This window comes from Clostridium sp. AF34-13 (assembly GCF_003477845.1).
Taxonomy (GTDB): domain Bacteria; phylum Bacillota; class Clostridia; order Lachnospirales; family Lachnospiraceae; genus Butyribacter; species Butyribacter intestini.
Window position 1 is genome coordinate 162167 of the sequence record NZ_QUEB01000003.1, and the last position, 19082, is coordinate 181248.

General features: G+C 37.2%; 14 protein-coding genes. 3 read left to right on the top strand and 11 right to left on the bottom strand.

The annotated features are described in order from the left end of the window. The first annotated feature begins 420 nt into the window (after positions 1-420). Positions 421-870 (top strand): MerR family transcriptional regulator, encoded by a 450-nt coding sequence (locus DWZ63_RS04070; RefSeq protein WP_055945235.1) that lies wholly within the window; start codon positions 421-423, stop codon positions 868-870. Positions 871-897: 27 nt separating this feature from the next. Here DWZ63_RS04070 and DWZ63_RS04075 read toward each other — a convergent pair whose 3' ends face one another. The 4 genes from DWZ63_RS04075 to DWZ63_RS04090 all read right to left on the bottom strand — a co-directional run bounded on the left by DWZ63_RS04075 (position 898) and on the right by DWZ63_RS04090 (position 4681). Further along, positions 898-2232 (bottom strand): MATE family efflux transporter, encoded by a 1335-nt coding sequence (locus DWZ63_RS04075; protein WP_347474822.1) that lies wholly within the window; start codon positions 2230-2232, stop codon positions 898-900. Further along, on the bottom strand, positions 2216-2665 hold the full coding sequence (locus DWZ63_RS04080; RefSeq protein WP_055945241.1) for a MarR family transcriptional regulator: 450 nt from the start codon (positions 2663-2665) through the stop codon (positions 2216-2218). Before DWZ63_RS04080 ends, DWZ63_RS04075 begins: the two co-directional genes overlap by 17 nt. Positions 2666-2844: 179 nt before the next feature. Continuing rightward, positions 2845-3369, bottom strand: coding sequence for a YcxB family protein (locus DWZ63_RS04085; protein WP_055945244.1), 525 nt, complete (start codon positions 3367-3369; stop codon positions 2845-2847). Positions 3370-3379: 10 nt separating this feature from the next. Further along, on the bottom strand, positions 3380-4681 hold the full coding sequence (locus DWZ63_RS04090) for a Na+/H+ antiporter NhaC family protein (RefSeq protein ID WP_055945246.1): 1302 nt from the start codon (positions 4679-4681) through the stop codon (positions 3380-3382). A gap of 464 nt (positions 4682-5145) precedes the next feature. Here DWZ63_RS04090 and DWZ63_RS04095 point away from each other — a divergent pair, with 464 nt between their 5' ends. After that, on the top strand, positions 5146-6267 hold the full coding sequence (locus tag DWZ63_RS04095) for a PD-(D/E)XK nuclease family transposase (RefSeq protein WP_055945248.1): 1122 nt from the start codon (positions 5146-5148) through the stop codon (positions 6265-6267). 199 nt (positions 6268-6466) lie between these two features. Here the strand turns inward: DWZ63_RS04095 and DWZ63_RS04100 are convergent, their stop codons facing one another. The 5 genes from DWZ63_RS04100 to DWZ63_RS04120 all read right to left on the bottom strand — a co-directional run bounded on the left by DWZ63_RS04100 (position 6467) and on the right by DWZ63_RS04120 (position 13601). Further along, positions 6467-7147 (bottom strand): TIGR00266 family protein, encoded by a 681-nt coding sequence (locus DWZ63_RS04100; protein ID WP_118498795.1) that lies wholly within the window; start codon positions 7145-7147, stop codon positions 6467-6469. Positions 7148-7551: 404 nt separating this feature from the next. Further along, a complete protein-coding gene (locus tag DWZ63_RS04105) occupies positions 7552-8478 on the bottom strand; it encodes a M23 family metallopeptidase (protein ID WP_118498797.1) in 927 nt (308 codons plus the stop codon). A 259-nt stretch (positions 8479-8737) separates the two neighbouring features. Beyond that, positions 8738-10591: an ABC transporter ATP-binding protein gene (locus tag DWZ63_RS04110; RefSeq protein ID WP_118498799.1), complete on the bottom strand. Its 1854-nt coding sequence runs from the start codon at positions 10589-10591 to the stop codon at positions 8738-8740. Next, positions 10584-12905, bottom strand: a complete 2322-nt coding sequence (locus DWZ63_RS04115) for an ABC transporter ATP-binding protein (protein ID WP_118498801.1) — start codon at positions 12903-12905, stop codon at positions 10584-10586. The genes DWZ63_RS04110 and DWZ63_RS04115 overlap by 8 nt, the downstream gene beginning before the upstream one ends. Before the next feature lie 249 nt (positions 12906-13154). Further along, positions 13155-13601: a MarR family transcriptional regulator gene (locus DWZ63_RS04120; RefSeq protein WP_055945257.1), complete on the bottom strand. Its 447-nt coding sequence runs from the start codon at positions 13599-13601 to the stop codon at positions 13155-13157. 406 nt (positions 13602-14007) lie between these two features. Between DWZ63_RS04120 and DWZ63_RS04125 the strand changes: the two genes are divergently transcribed. Beyond that, positions 14008-16641, top strand: coding sequence for an ATP-binding protein (locus DWZ63_RS04125; protein WP_243020477.1), 2634 nt, complete (start codon positions 14008-14010; stop codon positions 16639-16641). A gap of 85 nt (positions 16642-16726) precedes the next feature. On the opposite strand, the gene DWZ63_RS04130 is transcribed toward DWZ63_RS04125, so the two are convergent. Next, positions 16727-17560 carry an RDD family protein gene (locus DWZ63_RS04130; protein ID WP_243020478.1) on the bottom strand — a complete coding sequence of 278 codons (834 nt, stop codon included), beginning with the start codon at positions 17558-17560 and terminating at the stop codon, positions 16727-16729. After that, complete coding sequence (sppA, locus tag DWZ63_RS04135; protein ID WP_118498803.1) at positions 17550-18572, bottom strand: signal peptide peptidase SppA; 1023 nt, start codon at positions 18570-18572, stop codon at positions 17550-17552. The genes DWZ63_RS04130 and sppA overlap by 11 nt, the downstream gene beginning before the upstream one ends. Between the last annotated feature and the right edge of the window lie 510 nt (positions 18573-19082).

The window sequence follows — 19082 nt, forward strand, 5'->3', positions numbered from 1 at the left end:
ATAATCCTCCTTGTTTTGCGAAGCAAAATCCGAACCTTCTGGTGAGGAGAGGATTTAGCCTCCTTTTTCTGCATAAAAAAAATGCGTAGATATCACATAAGCTGGACTTACGCTGATAAGCTACACACTTTTAAATGCATTATATATTTTCATAATGTGCGACAACTGGTGCACAAAAAAGCGAGTAACAAAACTGGATTTACGCTAGTGTACTCGTTTAGAAGTTATTATATTTTTATTTTTGAAAAATGTCAAACAAAAATTTCTTGCTTTTTTGTCTTTATGCATTATAATAAGCAAGAAATTAAAAAAAACAATTTTGCCTGTTTTGAATCACATCATTTCATATGCTATACTAACACTAATCATTAAACCTTACTTTAAGTCGATATATTCAAAAAAATATTTTGGAGGTATGCCATGTACACAATTGGACAAGTAGCAAAAATGTTTGATTTGCCAATTTCAACACTTCGCTATTACGATAATCAAGGACTTTTTCCGCAACTCATACGAGAATCCGGTATTCGTAAATTTAGCGAAAACGAAATTGAGGCATTACGGGTAATCGAGTGCCTAAAGAAATCCGGTCTTGAAATCAAGGATATCAAGCTCTTTATGGATTGGTGTGCAGAAGGTCCTGCCACTTATTCCGATCGCTTTGATCTTATACAAAAACAAAAAGAACGCGTGGAAGTAGAAATCAAACAACTACACAAAACTCTGGATATGCTTAAGTACAAATGCTGGTATTACTCTCAGGCAACGAAAGATGGCAATGAGGACACCGCAAAAGCATTAACCCCAAACGGTCTTCCGGAAGATATTCGCATAGCATATGACAATTCGCACACACACTCCTCTGATTGAGATAGTTATTCACCTGCAGTCTCTTTCTTACTCATATGAAAAAAAAAATATAATATTCAAAACAATTCCGACAACCGTTGATGTAGGTGCTGCAATTCCGATATTTGTAAGGCTTGCGTTAGGCTGGATACTCATGATATAAGCCATCGGCAGACGCACAAGAAGTGTCTGTGTAAGTCCCTGTATCATTACCCATAATGTCTTATTATTTCCGTTAAAATAACCTATCATACTAAACAACACGGCGGTCAATATCGTTTCCGGTGCAAATCCTTTCAAATATTCAAATCCCTTTTGTATAACTGCGGCATCATTTGAAAAGCATCCGGCAAGTACATCGCCCTTAAACATTACTATACAAAACACAACACATCCAAATGCAGCACCGATTCCAATTCCTGTAAACATTGCCTGTCTTGCTCTTTTTTTGTTTCCTGCACCGACATTCTGCGATACAAAAGATGCCATCGACTGCATAAGCGAACTTGGTATCAGCATCGCAAAGTTTACTATCTTGCAGGCAACTCCATATCCCGATGATGCCTCAAGACCAAGCCTGTTTACAAAAGCACAAAGTGCTAGAAATGAAAGCTGTGTCAGGAACTCCTGCAAGGCAAGCGGCAGACCGATTTCAAGGAATTTACGGCACTGTTTGTTTAATCTAAAATCTGATTTCGCTATTGAAAATGGAAGTTTTTTCCTGAATAGCATCACAATCGCACACACAACGCTGACAGCCTGAGCAAGAACGGTGGCAAGTGCCGCACCTGCCGCATCCATATGAAGTCCAGCTACCAGAAGCATATCACCAACAATATTTACAATGCAGGCAACAAATACAAATATCAATGGGGACCTGCTGTCCCCAAGTCCCCTGAAAATTGCCGCAAGTACATTGTAGGCAACAATAAAAAATATTCCGCTTCCACAGATACGGACATAAACCGTTGTAAGACTAACTGCTTCCGTTGGTGCCTGCATCAAAACTGAAATAAGTCTTGCAAAACATACCATAAAAATAAACAATCCTATTGATATTATCGTAAAGACAACAACACCCCCTCCAAGTACCTTTCCTATCTGCCCCGTTTTCTTCTCTCCAATATATCTTGCTATAAGAACCGTAATACCCATAGCAAACTGTGTGACAACAAATGTCACCAGATTAAGTACCTGACTTCCTGTTGAAACCGCTGAAAGTCCTGCTGTCGAGCCAAATTTTCCTACAACAAGCAAGTCCACTGCACCGTAAGCCGCTTGCAAAATAAGTGCCCCTAAAATCGGAAGCATAAACCAGAACAATTTTTTTAATATACTTCCCTGCGTAAAATCTGTTTTATTATTACTACTCAATTGTAACACTCCTCTCTGACATAACTTTGTAAAGTTTTTCAATAGTCCTTATTGTACATTCCGCATCTTCATCTGAAATATCTTCAAGAAGCGGAAGTAATCTGTTAAAATACTGTGTATTATATATCTTGGATAATTTTTTTCCATCCTCTGTAACAGTAATATAAGTAACACGACCGTCACTCTCGGATGTCTGTTTGCGAAGATAGCCTTTTGCCTGCATCTCTTTTACAGTGCGTGTCACCCCCGGTCTTGGAATATCAAGTGCGTCACTTATATCCGATACTTTTACGCTTACACCCTGTTGTCCAAATGACTCAATCACATCCAGATAGTGAATATATGAAGGTGTAACACCCTTTGGAAGGGGAGGAAGTAAATCCCTTGACCGCTTTGCCAAATAGCACGCATCAAATATTGCTTTTATCTTTTCGATAGTCATAATAAAACCTCTTTCCACGATTTTTAAATAAACAAGCCCATATAATTACCTTTGTTAATTACCTTAGATAACTATATAGACTTTCATTCTATTTGTCAAGTTTTAAATGAATTTATCAGTTCATATTTGCATTTCCTAAATTCATATATTTATATACAATTTTTATATTCACTTTAACTTTATGCCCTAACACCTGATTGTGACAATTTATTCTTAATCTCCCTGATTTCATTGTCCCCAAAACATCTCTCAGGCAATATAAATGCCTGCATTGCACCGTAAAATATGTAGATATAACCTTTCTCCTCATAAACATTAACTATATCACTGTACTTAACTACAGTTTCACCCTGCTCGCAAGTTTCAACAATCCTGTCATCTAAAAACTCAACCGAAGCTTTCTCATGATAAAGCAGCTTTCCGTCACTTTTCATTTTCATAATATCCTTTTTAATATTCCTACGCATCAAAACAGGCACGATAAACCACCACAAAACAGTTGATAAAACTGCAACTGCAGCAACCGATATGACAAGACCTATTTCTATCTTGATAATCAGTAGTGCCAAAACAAAAACAAACATTGCAATAGGAAAAGAAATTCTTGTAGCTAAAAGAGAATACTTCCCAATCTTTGAATGTTTCAGATACGAATAATTAAACTCAATGTAATCGTTGTCATTTAAATCAATATTGTATTTCATAAAAATCCTCCTATCTTTTTACACCAATCCAAATTAAAGAACTTACCAGCAGAAAAAACGGATAAAACATATATGGAATAATATCAAATGCCGATATACTTTTCCCTAATTCCGTAACCGCTGATATTGCAACAAGCATCTGTGCTCCATAAGGCAAAATCCCCTGTGTTATGCAGGAAAATGTGTCCAGCAGCGATGCTGTTTTTTTCGGTGTAATCTCATATGTCTGTGCCATTTCTTTTGCTATCGGATTTGCCATTACTATAGCCACCGTATTATTAGCAGTCGCTATATCCATAGCACCAACTAAAATCCCCATACCAAGCTGTCCGCCCTGTTTTCCTTTGAATACATGATGTATTCCATGTAAAAGTGCATCAAAACCGCCATATACACGAATTAATGCACACAATGCAGCTACAAGGACTGCTACGATACAGGTTTCAAACATACCCGATACACCATTTCCCATATTTGTGACAAGTTCCACAGCAGAAGTCTGTCCCGTAACTAACATTATAACCGCTCCTGATACAATACCCGTCAGCAGTACAAGAAACACATTCCAGCCGATTATCCCTCCCATCAATACAAGTACATACGGTATTATCTGTACCAGATTGTAATTATGATGCACGCTTCCGTTTATATTGGTATTCATCGATAAAACCCCGATGATAATAACAGTCACAACAGCCGCCGGAAATGCAATCCGGAAATTCTGCCTGAATTTATCTTTCATTGCACAACCCTGCCCATTGCACGCTGCAATAGTCGTATCTGAAATAAATGACAGATTATCTCCAAACATAGAACCACCCATTACCACAGCCACGCAAAGCGGCACTGAAAAACCAGAAGCATCCGCCACCGCAACAGCAATTGGCGTTATAAGTGTTATTGTTCCAACAGAAGTTCCCATTGCAACAGACACAAAACACGCAACGATAAAAAGAACAATAACTGCAAACCGTGCCGGAATTAACTGTAGCATAAAATATGCGACACTTTCTGCACTATCCCGACCTACAACACCAACAAACACTCCGGCTGTCAGAAATATAAGCAGCATTGTTATTATATTTTTGTCTGCCATTCCCTGTGCCATGATTTCAAGTTTTTCGTCAAAAGATACCTCTCTGTTTTGCAGACAGGCAGTTAAAATAGCTACTAAAAAAGCCACAATTATTGGGATATTATAAAATCCCATTGGAATTTTCATTATATATTCAAATACAATTCCAAGCCCCAGATATAATGCCAAAAATACAAAAATCGGCAAAAGTGCCACCGGATTTACTTTCCTTTTCATGCTCTATCCTCATTTCTAAATACATTGTAAACTGCACACGAAACTAATGCTCCGATACTTATTGTTCAAATATTTCCGTTTTTATATTTAACTATTTTTAAGTTATTCTGTCAAGGATGCAAACCTATAAAAAGAGCCGGATATTCCATAACATCCCAGAACCTTACAAATACCGAAGCCAGTCGATAACAAAGTATTTTTAGTAAAATTATACAGACATAAAACTTAATATTTCTTGCCTTAAATTTCATTTTTGTGTATATTATTATTAAATAACTAATGTACTCTCGGAATCTTCTGAACGAAGAATTTCGAGATGGATTTTTGATATACAATGATATTTTCGCAGTGCGTACACGGTGTGTACGACGAGAAAATGGAAACAGTATATCAGAAATGCAGCCGAAATGACTCGTTTTGAGAAGATACCGACAGTACATTAACTACAAGGAAGGATGTCATTTTTGAATACAGAACTTAAAAATTCAATAACTGCTACTGATAAAGAAGCTCAGTATGATGAAAGTGCTAAAAGGCTGCTTGGTCAGAAAATTATACTTGCACATATATTAGCAAAAACAGTTCCTGAATTTAAGGACATGAAACCTACGGATATTGTCCCTCTCATAGAGGGTGAACCTTATATCAGCTCTGTTCCTGTTGAACCCGGACTTACAAACACCGAAAAAGAAAGCAACAGCGAATGCATTGCAAGTGAACTTGCAAACACTGATAAAGAAGTAAACGGCGGACGCATTGTAGGTCTAAACAGTGAAAATACTGAAATCAATGAAGGTATGATAAGATTTGACATTATCTTTTATGTCAGGATGCCATCAAAAAGTAACACAGCAGACAACAATGCAACAGACAAAGAAAGCAGATTATCACAGATAATCATAAATGTGGAAGCACAAAAATCGGAACCCCAAAAGTACGATATTCTAAACAGGGCAATCTTTTATGTGAGCAGAATGATTTCCTCGCAAAAGGGGCGTGATTTTGAAAATTCAGACTATAATAATATTAAACAGGTCTATTCCATCTGGGTTTGCATGAATATGCCTGAAAACAGCATGAGCCATATTCATCTTACAAAAGATGACCTGATTGCCCGACACAACTGGCATGGAAACCTTGAACTGCTGAATATTATCATGATAGGACTTGCAAACAGTCTTCCGCCACACGATAACACTTACGAAATGCACCGTCTTTTAAGTGCGTTGCTTTCAAAAGATTTAACTGTAAACGAAAAAATAAATATAATAGGAAATGAATATGATATTCCTGTTGAAAATAATTTAAGAGAGGATGTGAATGTTATGTGCAATTTAAGTCAGGGTATAAAAGAAGATGGTATTGCCATCGGCGAGGCACGGGGCATTGCCATCGGCGAGGCACGGGGCATTGCCATCGGTGAAGCACAGGGCGAAAAACGCGGCATTGCCACGGCTGAAACCAAGATAGTCCTAAATATGCATAACAACGGACTCACTCCTGAACAGATAGCTACTTTTACAGACAAGAGCATTGGTGATGTAAAAGCCATCATAGAGGGTAAAATTCCGGCTACCGTTGATTAAAACAACTATTGTATAATAGCCAAATCCCATAAACTAAAAACTGTGGACTGGTTATCCATTAAAAATTCTTAAAAGATAACAATCCACAGTTTTTTTCATAGTATAAAACATCATTTACATTTTGCCAAACAGCTTGTGCAAAATCACAGTTCGATGCCGCCCCAAATTAACATTTTCAAAATAAATGCCGCCGCAAAAACTACTTAGACGGAATTCTGCTTGCAACCCTTCCCGCAAAATCATTAAAGTTCTGCGTCTGGAGTATAACCTTTCCCGGTCCTACAAGTCTTGTCAGGAAAAGTCCCTCTCCGCCAAGGAATATGTTCTTAAGACCTTTTACTGTCTCTATTTCATAGCTTACAGTCTTTTCAAATCCGACCACATTACCCGTGTCAACTTTTAAAACCTCCCCCGGTGCAAGTTCTTTGATAACTTTATCACCGTCAATTTCAAGAAATACCATACCTGTTCCTGTAATATCCTGGAGTATAAAACCCTCTCCGCCAAAGAAACCTGATGAAAATCTCTTTGTAAATGCAACTGATAGTTCTACTGAAGGCTCAGCACAAAGAAATGCCCCTTTCTGGCAGATAAATCCACCTGTCTCGCCAATATTTATAGGAAGAACTTCACCTGCAACAGTTGATGCAAATGCAATTTCCGACCCCGCTTTAGTTGCCGTGTATGTTGCCATAAACATTGATTCACCCGCAAACATACGACCAACACCTTTTAAAAGACCACCTTTCGTGTTTGTGTCCATCTGAATCCCATCGGTCATCCATGCCATGCCACCTGACTGCGTGTACATAGACTCTCCCGGTGAATCAAAAAGCACCTCAACTGCCGGCATTGTATTTCCTACTAATCTGTATTGCATAACTCCCTCTCTTTCCGCACTTTAAGTGCAATCTTTTCAACCAACTTCTTTATCACTTAGTGTAAGGTTCTAAAACATACATTGACATATATTTTTAAACCCTTGCTGATGCCACGGATTGCTACATTGCTATGCAATTCTCGCAATCCTGCAAACACCTCCAATTTTATTGTCGGTGTTTGGTGGGTCAAGCCAATAAATGGAAATTTGTATGTAAACATACATTGCCATTTATTTTTGACCCTTGCATCATTATATTAACATATATTGGTATTTATGAAAAGAAAAACTGCTGTCACTGACACATCTATATAGTACAGTAACAACAGTTATCAATTATATTTAACTCTATCAAGGAAGTAACAGAGCAGGTTACGAATATCCGATTGTCTTCTAAAAAACATCTATTTCAAAAGCAGCAAAGGATCTACGCTCTTTCCGTTTTCTTTAACTTCAAAATAAAGATTTGTTCCTTCTTCTGTATAATATTTCGTAGGTTTTGCTATATGACCTACTATATCACCTTTGGCAATCTTCTGATCGTTCTTTACATTTAAGTTTTTAAGCTGACCATATATAGCTTCATATCCGTTTCCTATATCAACGGTTACCGTTGTTCCTGTTTCGTCACTTGTCTTTATGCTTTTTACAATACCTGCTGCCGCAGCTTTTACCTTTTCATCAGCTTTTGCCGCTATAACGATGGCAGGATTTACTTTGTACTGTGCAAGCGTCTTAAAATATACCGTATTGCTGTTGCTAAATTTAAGGATTATGTCCTTTTCGCCACTTCCGACAGGCCATATAATTCCCTTTTCTGCATCAAATTTAAGAGAAGTATCCTTTGATATTGTGCTTACTGTTTTATTCTTATCTGTGTTTCTATTCCTTTTTATGTTGCCATCATGCTGTTTTGTATCTGTACTTTTCTTTTTATCATCCGTTTTAGCTGCTGCTTTTTTTACATCAGTATCATTATTGTTTTTGTCCGATTTAATTTCTGCCTTTGCATCGTTTAATTTTTCTCTTGCACTTTTAATATTTTTCTTTTTGATGTTTTTTACAGCACCCGAACCTGCCGCTACTGTTTTATTTTCCGTATTTTTGTCTGCTGCATTGCCTTTTTTATCTGACGATGTTTCCTTTTTATCATTTGTATCTGCTGATTTTGTCCCTGTCGATGAGTCCGAAAAAAGTTTTGTCCCGTCACTCTGCGGTGCTTTATTCATCTTGTAATATACCCCGCCTATTCCAAGACTACATACAAGTGCAGCACATAATGACACGCAAAGCCCTTTTTTCTTAAAGTTGTTTTCTTTCTTATCATACATACGGCAATCCCTCCATTAGTTATTGTTCACACCTACGGTGCGACCGGCAACAATTACTTTTAAACAAAACAGACACCTCAATGCCATCAAGGTGTCTGATAGTATCTGTTAATATTCTTAACAGATTTCTTTTTTTTATTCAAAATTATTGTTTAAAATATAATTGCCATATGACTGTATGATTACTTCTCTATTTCACAACATCCTCAAACTGTAAAAAATATCATGTTGCAGCCAAAATGCCATTGTATAACTTTCTCTACGCCACAACATCTTCAAACTGTGAATTATAAAGATTTGCATAAAATCCGTTTGCCGCAAGAAGCTCATCGTGATTTCCCTGCTCTATTATATCTCCGTCTTTCATAACAAGTATAAGGTCGGCATCACGAATTGTTGAAAGTCTGTGTGCAATGACAAAACTCGTGCGTCCTTTCATAAGATTATCCATAGCTTTCTGTATCTCTATCTCGGTTCTTGTATCGACCGAAGATGTTGCTTCGTCAAGGATAAGTATCTTATTGTCCGCAAGAATTGCTCTCGCTATCGTAAGGAGCTGCTTCTGTCCCTGTGACACATTGCTTGCATCTTCGTTAAGTTCCATCTGGTAACCGCCCGGAAGTGTCTGAATAAAGTGATGTGCTCTCGCCGCTTTTGCCGCTGCGATTACTTCCTCGTCTGTCGCATCAAGTCTTCCGTAACGGATATTTTCCATTATCGTTCCCTTAAAAAGCCATGTGTCCTGAAGTACCATTCCAAATGCGTCACGGAGTTCACGCCTGTTAAAGTCTTTTATATCTCTGCCGTCTAATTTTATCGCACCGCTGTTTACATCATAAAAACGCATAAGAAGTTTTACCATAGTTGTCTTTCCTGCACCGGTAGGACCTACTATCGCTATCTTTTGTCCCGGTTTTACCTTTGCACTGAAATCGTTAATGATTATCTGCTCAGGATTGTAACCGAAATGAACATTTTCAAATGATACCTCTCCTGTTACTTTTGAAATGTCGGCAGGATTTTCTGCTATCTGCTGTTCTTCCTCCTCGTCAAGAAATTCAAAAACTCTCTCCGATGCTGCAGACATTGACTGAACCATGTTTATTACCTGTGCTATCTGCTGTATCGGCTGTGTGAAGTTCTTTACATACTGGATAAATGCCTGTATATCACCTATCGTAATTACATTTTTTATTGCGAGCATCCCACCTGCAAGTGCAACTGACGCATAGCCTAAGTTTCCGACAAACATCATTATAGGCTGCATCATTCCTGAAAGAAACTGCGATTTCCATGCTGAGTCATATAAAATTTTGTTTGTTTTTTCAAATTCCTCTATAGTATCTTTTTCACGGTTAAATGCTTTTATTACAAGATGACCGCCGTAAACTTCCTCGACCTGACCGTTTATGTGACCGAGATATTCCTGCTGTGCACGGAAAAATTTTTGTGATTTCTTTGTCACAAGACTTATAAGTGCAAGTGATATAGGAAGTATGACAAGTGCGATAAGTGTCATAAGCGGCGAGATACTGAGCATCATTACAAGGACACCGATAAGTGTTGCAACGGATGTGATTATCGTTGTTATGCTCTGGTTAAGACCCTGTCCGAGTGTATCTACATCATTTGTAATTCGTGATAACACCTCGCCGTAAGTGCGGCTCTCAAAATATTTCATCGGCATCCTGTTTATCTTTTCTGATATTTCCTGTCGAAGTTTATAACATACTTTCTGCGTGATGCCGGTCATTATCCAGCCTTGAATAAAGCTAAACAATGCACTGCAAAGATAAAGACCGAGCACAATAAGAAGTATGCGTCCTATCTTATCAAAATCAATGCTTCCTGTTCCGCTTATCTTTGCCATAAGACCCTCAGATAATGCCGTTGTCGCTTTACCTAATATCTTCGGTCCTGCTACGGTAAAGACGGTTGAGCACACCGCACAAAACATTACGACAAATATGCCTGCCTTATATTTTGCGATATATTTTACAAGTGTTTTTAATGATTTTTTGAGATTCTTAGGCTTTTCGCCCGGCTGCATACCTCTGCCCATAGGCCCTCTCCTGCGTGGCTGTGGCTTTTTAAATTGTTCCTCATTACTCATTGTCTGACACCTCACTTTCATCCATGCCAAGTTCTTTAGCGGACAACTGGGATTTTGCAATCTCACGATACACATCACAGTTTTTAAGAAGCTGTTCATGCGTTCCCTTTCCGACTACTTTTCCGTCATCGAGAACAAGTATCTGCTCTGCGTGTAATATTGTGCTTATTCTCTGTGCAACAATGATAACCGTGCTGTCCTTTACATTTTCAGATAACGCTTTTCTAAGTGCTGCATCCGTCTTTAAATCAAGTGCCGAAAAACTGTCATCAAATATAAATATCTTTGGATTTTTGGCTATCGCTCTCGCTATCGCAAGACGCTGTTTCTGACCTCCTGATACATTACTTCCACCCTGTGATATTGAGCTTTCGTATTTATCATCTTTCGCCTCGATAAACTCTGTCGCCTGTGCTATCCTGGCGGCTTTCTTTATCTCATCATCAGTTGCATCATCATTTCCAAAGCGGAGATTTGAAGCTATAGTTCCTGAGAAAAGAACTCCTTTCTGAGGTACAAAACCGATTTCTTCCCTGAGATCTGACATTGAAATATTTCTTATATCTTTTCCGTCAAGCAATATCCTTCCATCCGAAACATCGTATAATCTCGGAATAAGATTTACCAATGTTGATTTGCCGCATCCCGTACTGCCTATGATAGCAGTTGTCTCCCCCGGTCTTGCCACAAAATCAATATCGTGAAGTACATCTTCCTCTGCTCCCGGATATTTAAAGTTTACATGCTCAAATGATATTACACCGTCATGGCTTGTAAGTTTTTCCGGATCGTCAGCATCTTTAATAGAAGATTCTGTGCGGACAACCTCGTCAATACGCTCTGCTGCGACAGCCGCACGAGGGAGCATTATCGACATCATCGTAAGCATAAGGAATGACATGACTATCATCATCGCATATGTTATAAATGCAGTCATAGCTCCGACCTGCATATTTCCACCGTCAATCTTTTTAGCACCAAACCACACAATGCCGACTGTAAGAATATTCATTATCATCATCATGCCCGGCATCATAAATGTCATAACCCTGTTTGTAAAAAGCATTGTCTTTGTGAGGTCTTTATTTGCCTCGTCAAATCTTTCTTCTTCTTTTTTCTCCCTGCCAAATGCACGGATAACTGAAAGTCCGGTAAGAATTTCTCTTGAAACAAGGTTGATATTATCGACCAGCTTCTGCATAAGTTTGAACTTAGGCATAGCGGCAGACATAAGTACCATGACATATCCGAGTATCACAGCTATCGCAAGCACGATTATCCATCCCATGCCTGCTCCCGTCTGCACAACTTTTAACACACCGCCGATTCCAAGAATAGGTGCATATGCAACCATCCTTAAGAGCATTACCGATACCATCTGTATCTGCTGGATGTCATTTGTACTTCTCGTGATAAGTGATGCAGTTGAGAACTTATCCATCTCGGCATTTGAAAATCCGACAACATTTTTAAATACTTTTTCCCTGAGTGTCATACCGATTCCTGCTCCGACTCTCGAAGCAAAGAAACCGACGATCACTGTCACCACACCCATAAGAAGTGCCATTCCAAGCATTTTTAGTCCCGCAAACAAAAGATATGATTTCTGGATATGGTCAACATCAATGCCTGCCGCCTTATCACAGGAAACCGCATAGGCAACACCCATTGATTTAACAAGAGAACTTCCCATTGCATATATAGTATCACTCATCTTATCCCTCATAGACAAAATGCTCTTTTTATCCATCTTGCCACTCTGCATCATTCCGGCAAAAAACGGTCTTGCGTCAACACAGTCAACCTTGACTTTGTTTCCGTCATCATCCTCTTTTTCCTGTTTGAAACTCTTAAGTTTCACACCGAGTGACTCGCCAAGCTGCTCGACACTTACATTTTCAAGTTCAGACTCTTTCTTTCCCATCTGATTTGCAATCGTCTTTTTGAAGCTGCTTACCTCTAAAGTGCTCATCTGATAATTCATGATAAGCGGCAAATTAAGTTTTTCATCCGCTTCATCAAGCTCCTTAGATGACTTATCCTTAAGTTTATAAAACTCTCCATCCGCTTTATACAGACCTTTCCACAAATCAGCTTCATCATCCGTCATGATAAACTGTGCCGTTTTAAACTCACTCTTTGTAAGTTTCTCAGGCACAATATGTTCAACACCGCTGTTCTGAATACCCACATCGATAATATCCGATGTGTAAGACGGAAGCGACAGATCACACCACGCCTGCACAAACAGCAAAGCAATGATAATAATAACCGCTTTCCGGTAAGGAAGCATATTTTTAAAAATTTTACCCATTGTTCTATCCTTTCTTTACTTTCTATCTTTTAATTCTTATAGACATTTGTGAAACTGTCATAATTTTAAATTGATTGTGGAGATATAACAAAGAATGTTAGCCGACATTTTTGTCACCGTCAGCACTTAGTCAATGTCTTTTACTGACTTATGTACTGCTACGAGTGACAACATAGCGCAAGCGTGCCGGCGGTATTCTTTGCTATATCCACACAATCTTCACAGCCTGCAATCAGTTTCGCATCATATCTATTTCTTAATCTTTCTAATTTCAATCTCCTTTTTCGCAATATCATATATGTTATTCAGATATGCTACGAGTTGTGAAAGTTCATCCTCATCAAGTTTTGATAAAACTGCTTCTCCGAAATTATGCATAGTTTCTTTTACTTCCTGCATAACTTCTATTCCCCTGTCAGTCATCTCAACATAAGTATTTCTCCTGTCATTTTTATTTATTGTCCTTTCGACATATCCTTTGTCCTCAAGACCTCTGATAGTTCTCGATATTGCAGATGGAAGTACATTTGTCTTTTTAGCAAGTTCAGAAATAGTTATCTTTCCATCTTCGCTCTTATTTACAATATTGTTCATCGCCCAAAAATCAGCACCGCTGACATTTGGCATCATCTCACCAATCCTCAGTTTATGAAACTGATGCATAGCCTTAAAAAGTTCCTCAAATTTATCATTCATCATCTCACCTCATCAAAAAAATAATAATGTTTACACCTGTAATGTAATCAGTTGGCAGCAAAAAATATCATTTAAAAACTTATCATATTTAATATAATGTACTGCATAATATATAACCTTTTCAAAACTTAACATTGTTATATATTGCGTATGTGAAATAATAACACCGTTAATTGCAAATGTCAACCACCAAAAATGTCAACCACCAAATATCCATGCACCACTACAACACCGAACTCAGCACTTTTACTTTATCTGTTTTAATGCTACAATTAACTTAATACTTTTAAACAACACCGGCATACTATATCACTGACTTACATTTAAATACACGACAATCTGTAATTTATATATTGAATATCAATGACACAATAAACATATATTGAGGGGATGAAGGAGAATATATATGAGCACATACATGGAAAATATTTATAATAACAACGAAAATAATAATTTTCAAAGTACTTACGATTCGATAATCAATGAATTGATTAACTTAGAAAATCTTACACCAGACAAAAGCAGAGCAACATTCTTAGAGTCAATTTTCAAACAGCTTTGCACTGTTACAAACAGCAGTGCAGCTTTTATTTTTGAATTATTTAACAAAAATATATATGAACTTAAATTTAAGTATTTGAAAAACGGCTATCATTTATCTGATACTCTGCCTGACATATTTTCGGCAGAAACAATCCCTGACTGGCACAGCCGTTTGTCCAAGCGTCAGATAATCATCGAAACAGATATTAAGGACAGTCCTACTGCCATGACTGATGAGAATAATAAACTTCTTAATGCCGGTATAAATTCTGTTATTGCATTTCCTATATCATATGCCGGAAACCTTCTCGGATATATCAGACTTGATGCACCTTCCTTTCCAATTTCGCCTTTCCACCTGATGCTTATGCGTACGATAGGTATGCATCTTGGCAGTATATGGCAAAATATAGATAAGGATTTTCTCCTTATGCAGCGTCAGGACATTATAAATGAAAATAAATCTGAGCTTGAAAAAGAAAAACAGTTTCTTGATGTTTTATGCCGTGACTATACCTCCGTGTATTATGTCGATCTTGAAAAAAACACTCTGGAACTGCTCAAGCTTGACAGAATTGCAAATGCCGCTAATTTCATTCCGGTTGAAAATCCAAAACCGCTCGACTATACTGAAACAATTAAAATTTACGCTGAAAAATATATAGCATCTGAAAGTATTGATTTCTTTAAGAAAACAATGGATATACAAAATCTTAAAAATGAGCTAAAAAACAAAGAACGATTGGTATTCAGGTATCGAAGCGTACCAAATCTTTTAAGACAACAGTATTTTGAAACTGTCATTGTACGAATTTCACTAACTGTTTCAGACTACAAACTCTTACTCGGTTTCAGACATATTGATGACATTGTGGCGATTGAGCAGAAAAAACAGTTTGAACTTGAACAGGCACTTGCAGAAGCCAATCTTAAAAATGAAGTTATATCTGCACTAAGCCAGATATATTATACAATTTTTCTTATAGACTTGGAAAAAGATACATTTAAAGAAATATCCGGAAAAAGCGGCTCCCATAGACTTGCAGGAAAAACAGGCTGTGCATCCTATGAAATGAACAAATTGTGCAATGAATTTATTGTTCCCGAATACAAAGACAGACTGCTGCAGTTCTTTGATATATCGACACTTGCAAAACGCCTTGAAAATGAGGAAACCATAGCAACAGAGTACCTGACTACTGACAATAACTGGCACACTGCAAGATTTATAGTAAGAAAACGAAACGAAGCAAATACCGTAACAGATGTTTTATATGTCACACAGATAATAAGTGCGAGCAAACGCCGTGAACAAAGCTGGATTTCAATAGCTGAAGAAGCAAACAAAGCAAATGTTGCAAAAACAGAATTTATATCACAGATAGCACACGACATAAGAACACCGATGAATGCAATTATGGGATTTACAGATATTGCCGCAACGCATTTAACCGAACCTGACAAAGTAAAATACAGTCTTGAAAAAATTAAACTTTCAGGCAACTTTTTATTAGAGCTTGTCAATGAAGTTCTCGATATTTCAAAAATAGAAAACGGACAGATGAAAATTACACCAAAGGAAATAAATATCTGTGAAATTTTTGATGAATTTCCTCCATCATTGGAACAGATAAAACTTGGTAAAGACCTTGACATCAAATGTTTTAAACATGATATTTTATATAGTGAATTATTTGCCGACCCACTCCGTATCAAGCAGATATACACAAATATACTATCTAATGCCATAAAATACACTCCTGACGGAGGAAGTATTGTTTTTGAAATGTATCAACAAGAAATACCAGGCAGCAAAAACATACGGCTTATCGCTAAAGTCAGTGACACCGGCATCGGTATGTCAAAAGAATATATTGAAAATATGTATTCAAAATTCACGCGTGAAACTGATTCAAGAATAAATAAAGTTCCCGGATATGGGCTTGGTCTGTCGATTGTTAAATATCTTACTGATATAATGAACGGCAGCATAGATGTTCAGAGCGAACTCGGCAAAGGAACTACTTTTACCGTAACATTGGAACTTCCATATCTTAAGGAGCGTTCAAAAAATGCCACTGAAACTTTGACAATAGAATATTATTCAAAAATCTGCTCCGGAATGAACCTGCTTATAGCGGAAGACAATGAATTAAATTACGAAGTCATATCTGAACTTTTGAAAATGCATGGCATAACCTGTGAACACGCCTCCGACGGTTCTATATGTGTTGAAATGCTTAAAAATTCTAAAAAGCATACCTATGATGCGATACTTATGGATATGCAAATGCCCGTAATGAACGGACTTTACGCAACAACCGCCATAAGAAACATGAATAGTTCCGAAGCTCATACTATTCCTATCATAGCAATGACTGCAAATGCCTTTAAAGAAGATATTGAAAAATGTCTTAATGCCGGCATGAACAAGTATTTATCAAAGCCTGTTGATATTTTCAAACTTTTAAAAGTACTGTCAGAATTTAGAAATTAGAAAAAAAGTCCCCACTCACCACTTCTATTGCATAGACCAATAAGTGGTGGGTGGGGACCTATTAAAATAAAACTTTTACCTGATTTTATTTTCCATCTTTATCGTCAGCGTCCTCAAAATATCCACCCGGCATATTCTGTGGATGAACCGTTTTTACCGATGATACTTCAGCATTATCCGTATTGTCAAAATCTTCCGTATCATTTGAATATACAGATTTATTATCCTGATTTTGTGGCTGCGTATTTACTTTTTCATATGGATTTTGGTTCTGTGGCTGTCCATTTACTTCTCCATATGGATTTTGGTTCTGTGGCTGCACATTTACCTCTCCATATGGATTTGGACTTTGTGACTGTGCATTTACCTCTCCGTGTGAATTTGGATTCTGTGGCTGTGCCACAGCCTGCACATTTGCATCAACCATGTTTCTGTAATGTATATCCGCATGAGTGTAAACCTTTTTCTCATGATAATATACAACATTTGTATCACTTAAAATATCGTGAAGTCCTCTTTTTTTCTTGTCAATAGCAATCATGATATATCCTATCGAGAGTATAAGTGCAGACAAAAATCTTCCTACTGTCTCTCTGAATGTCACTTCAAAAAATGTCATTTTTCTATCCTCGGCACTCACCACCCTTATCTGAAAGAGCTTCTTTCCAAGTGTTGAACCCGTGAAATATGTTAGCAGGATAAAATATGCTGCCTGCATAATGTAAAACAATATATCTTTGATAGAATATTGAAAGATAAAATCTTTTACCAAAAAGTTATCGGGGCTTGAAATCGTTGTGACCCATACTGGAATCCTGACGATAAGCATAGCCGCCCAGACAATTACAGTATCAACTATATATGCTGCAAGACGAACAAAAAAGCCTGCATATATACGATTATCCGGTCTATTTTGCATAATATTTAAGCACCCCATTTCCATTGTTTTGAACAATGTCCTCTGCAAGATCAATATCTGACTTAGGAACAATGTCTTTTACTGCACCAAATATACTGCTAAACATTCCTGATAATGAATCCTTTTCAGGTGTATAATAAGTTATGTCCTCCGAAAATCCTGCTTCTTTTGCAAATGCTTTCTTTTCGTCTTTGAGAGAGCCAACCTCATCCACGAGATTTATTTCCTTTGCCTGCTTTGCTGAATAGATACGACCATCTGCTATTTTCTTTACTGCCGACTTATCCATCTTTCTGCCATCTGCAACAATACCAACAAATTGATCATAAGCTTCATCTACAAGTGACTGTAAGATACCTCTCTGTTCTTTTGTAAGCTCAAGCCCCTGTGAACCCATAGCTTTATTTTTTCCGCTTGTTATATCAATCTCTTTTATACCAAGTTTGTCATAAAGTTTCTTGCAATTTGTAAGTGAAACTATAACGCCGATAGAACCCGTCCAGCAATTCCTGTTTGCATAAATCTTATCTGCCGCCATTGAGATATAATATCCGCCTGAGCAAGCCTGTGATGCAAAATATGCCCATATCGGTCTTTTTGTCTTTTCTTTATATTCCATAAGTTTAAGATACATCTCATCACTCTCATAAACAGCTCCTCCCGGACTGTCAACATAAAGAAGTATTCCCTTATTTTTATCTGACTTTTCCATCTTTTCAATATATTTTAAATAAAAGTCATGATTGTATGTGCTGTCTGATGTAAGACTGTTAGATGAAGAAGCTCCGATTTCCCCCTCAATATTTATGACACCGACAAAATCTTTATTCGGAAGCTCTATATTTGAATCTCCCGAAACTGACGAAAACATATCTTTCACTATACTGCTTGTTTCTGTTTTGTTTTGCTTAATAAGTTTTGAACCTATCACATTTGATGCAACACCTGTGATTCCAACCGCTATTATCACAACTCCGGTAATCACGATGCTGATAATTTGTTTTGTTTTCATAAAATTTTCCTTTCCCTACTAATCTGCAATATGCACTTTCATGCATTTTGTGCACTTTCATGCATTTATTGTATGCAACATGGATAATTTTACCACAATGAAGCTATTCGGTCAAAAAACATAAAATTAATTACACTGTAGTCCTGTAAAATCCGGTTATTTTGTTTAGCCGGCAGCTAATGTTAAAATTTAAAAAACGGCATCACACTATGTTATTTGCATTTTTCTATACATTTAAAAACAGCATCACTCTACATTATATGCTTTTTCATATACATTTAAAAATGACATCACTCTACATTATGTGCTTTTTCCTATGCATTTAAAAAAATCCCCCGTTACTGCTATCGCAGTAAAACGGGGGATGATTTGTAACATTCTCTTTTGCACATTTTGAAGTCTTTACTAAAACCCTTAATATATGCAATTTAGAGTGTAACAGTTCAGCTATAAAAATATAATCGGTAATATCAGGGCTTGCTCATTCTATAATAATTTGCTATTACACAT

Excerpts from the sequence above, each read along its gene's own strand:
- DWZ63_RS04070 (WP_055945235.1), top strand. The coding sequence starts at position 421 with ATGTACACAATTGGACAAGTAGCAAAAATGTTTGATTTGCCAATTTCA.
- DWZ63_RS04080 (WP_055945241.1), bottom strand. The coding sequence starts at position 2,665 with ATGACTATCGAAAAGATAAAAGCAATATTTGATGCGTGCTATTTGGCA.
- DWZ63_RS04085 (WP_055945244.1), bottom strand. The coding sequence starts at position 3,369 with ATGAAATACAATATTGATTTAAATGACAACGATTACATTGAGTTTAAT.
- DWZ63_RS04090 (WP_055945246.1), bottom strand. The coding sequence starts at position 4,681 with ATGAAAAGGAAAGTAAATCCGGTGGCACTTTTGCCGATTTTTGTATTT.
- DWZ63_RS04100 (WP_118498795.1), bottom strand. The coding sequence starts at position 7,147 with ATGCAATACAGATTAGTAGGAAATACAATGCCGGCAGTTGAGGTGCTT.
- DWZ63_RS04105 (WP_118498797.1), bottom strand. The coding sequence starts at position 8,478 with ATGTATGATAAGAAAGAAAACAACTTTAAGAAAAAAGGGCTTTGCGTG.
- DWZ63_RS04110 (WP_118498799.1), bottom strand. The coding sequence starts at position 10,591 with ATGAGTAATGAGGAACAATTTAAAAAGCCACAGCCACGCAGGAGAGGG.
- DWZ63_RS04115 (WP_118498801.1), bottom strand. The coding sequence starts at position 12,905 with ATGGGTAAAATTTTTAAAAATATGCTTCCTTACCGGAAAGCGGTTATT.
- DWZ63_RS04120 (WP_055945257.1), bottom strand. The coding sequence starts at position 13,601 with ATGAATGATAAATTTGAGGAACTTTTTAAGGCTATGCATCAGTTTCAT.
- DWZ63_RS04125 (WP_243020477.1), top strand. The coding sequence starts at position 14,008 with ATGAGCACATACATGGAAAATATTTATAATAACAACGAAAATAATAAT.
- DWZ63_RS04130 (WP_243020478.1), bottom strand. The coding sequence starts at position 17,560 with ATGCAAAATAGACCGGATAATCGTATATATGCAGGCTTTTTTGTTCGT.
- sppA (WP_118498803.1), bottom strand. The coding sequence starts at position 18,572 with ATGAAAACAAAACAAATTATCAGCATCGTGATTACCGGAGTTGTGATA.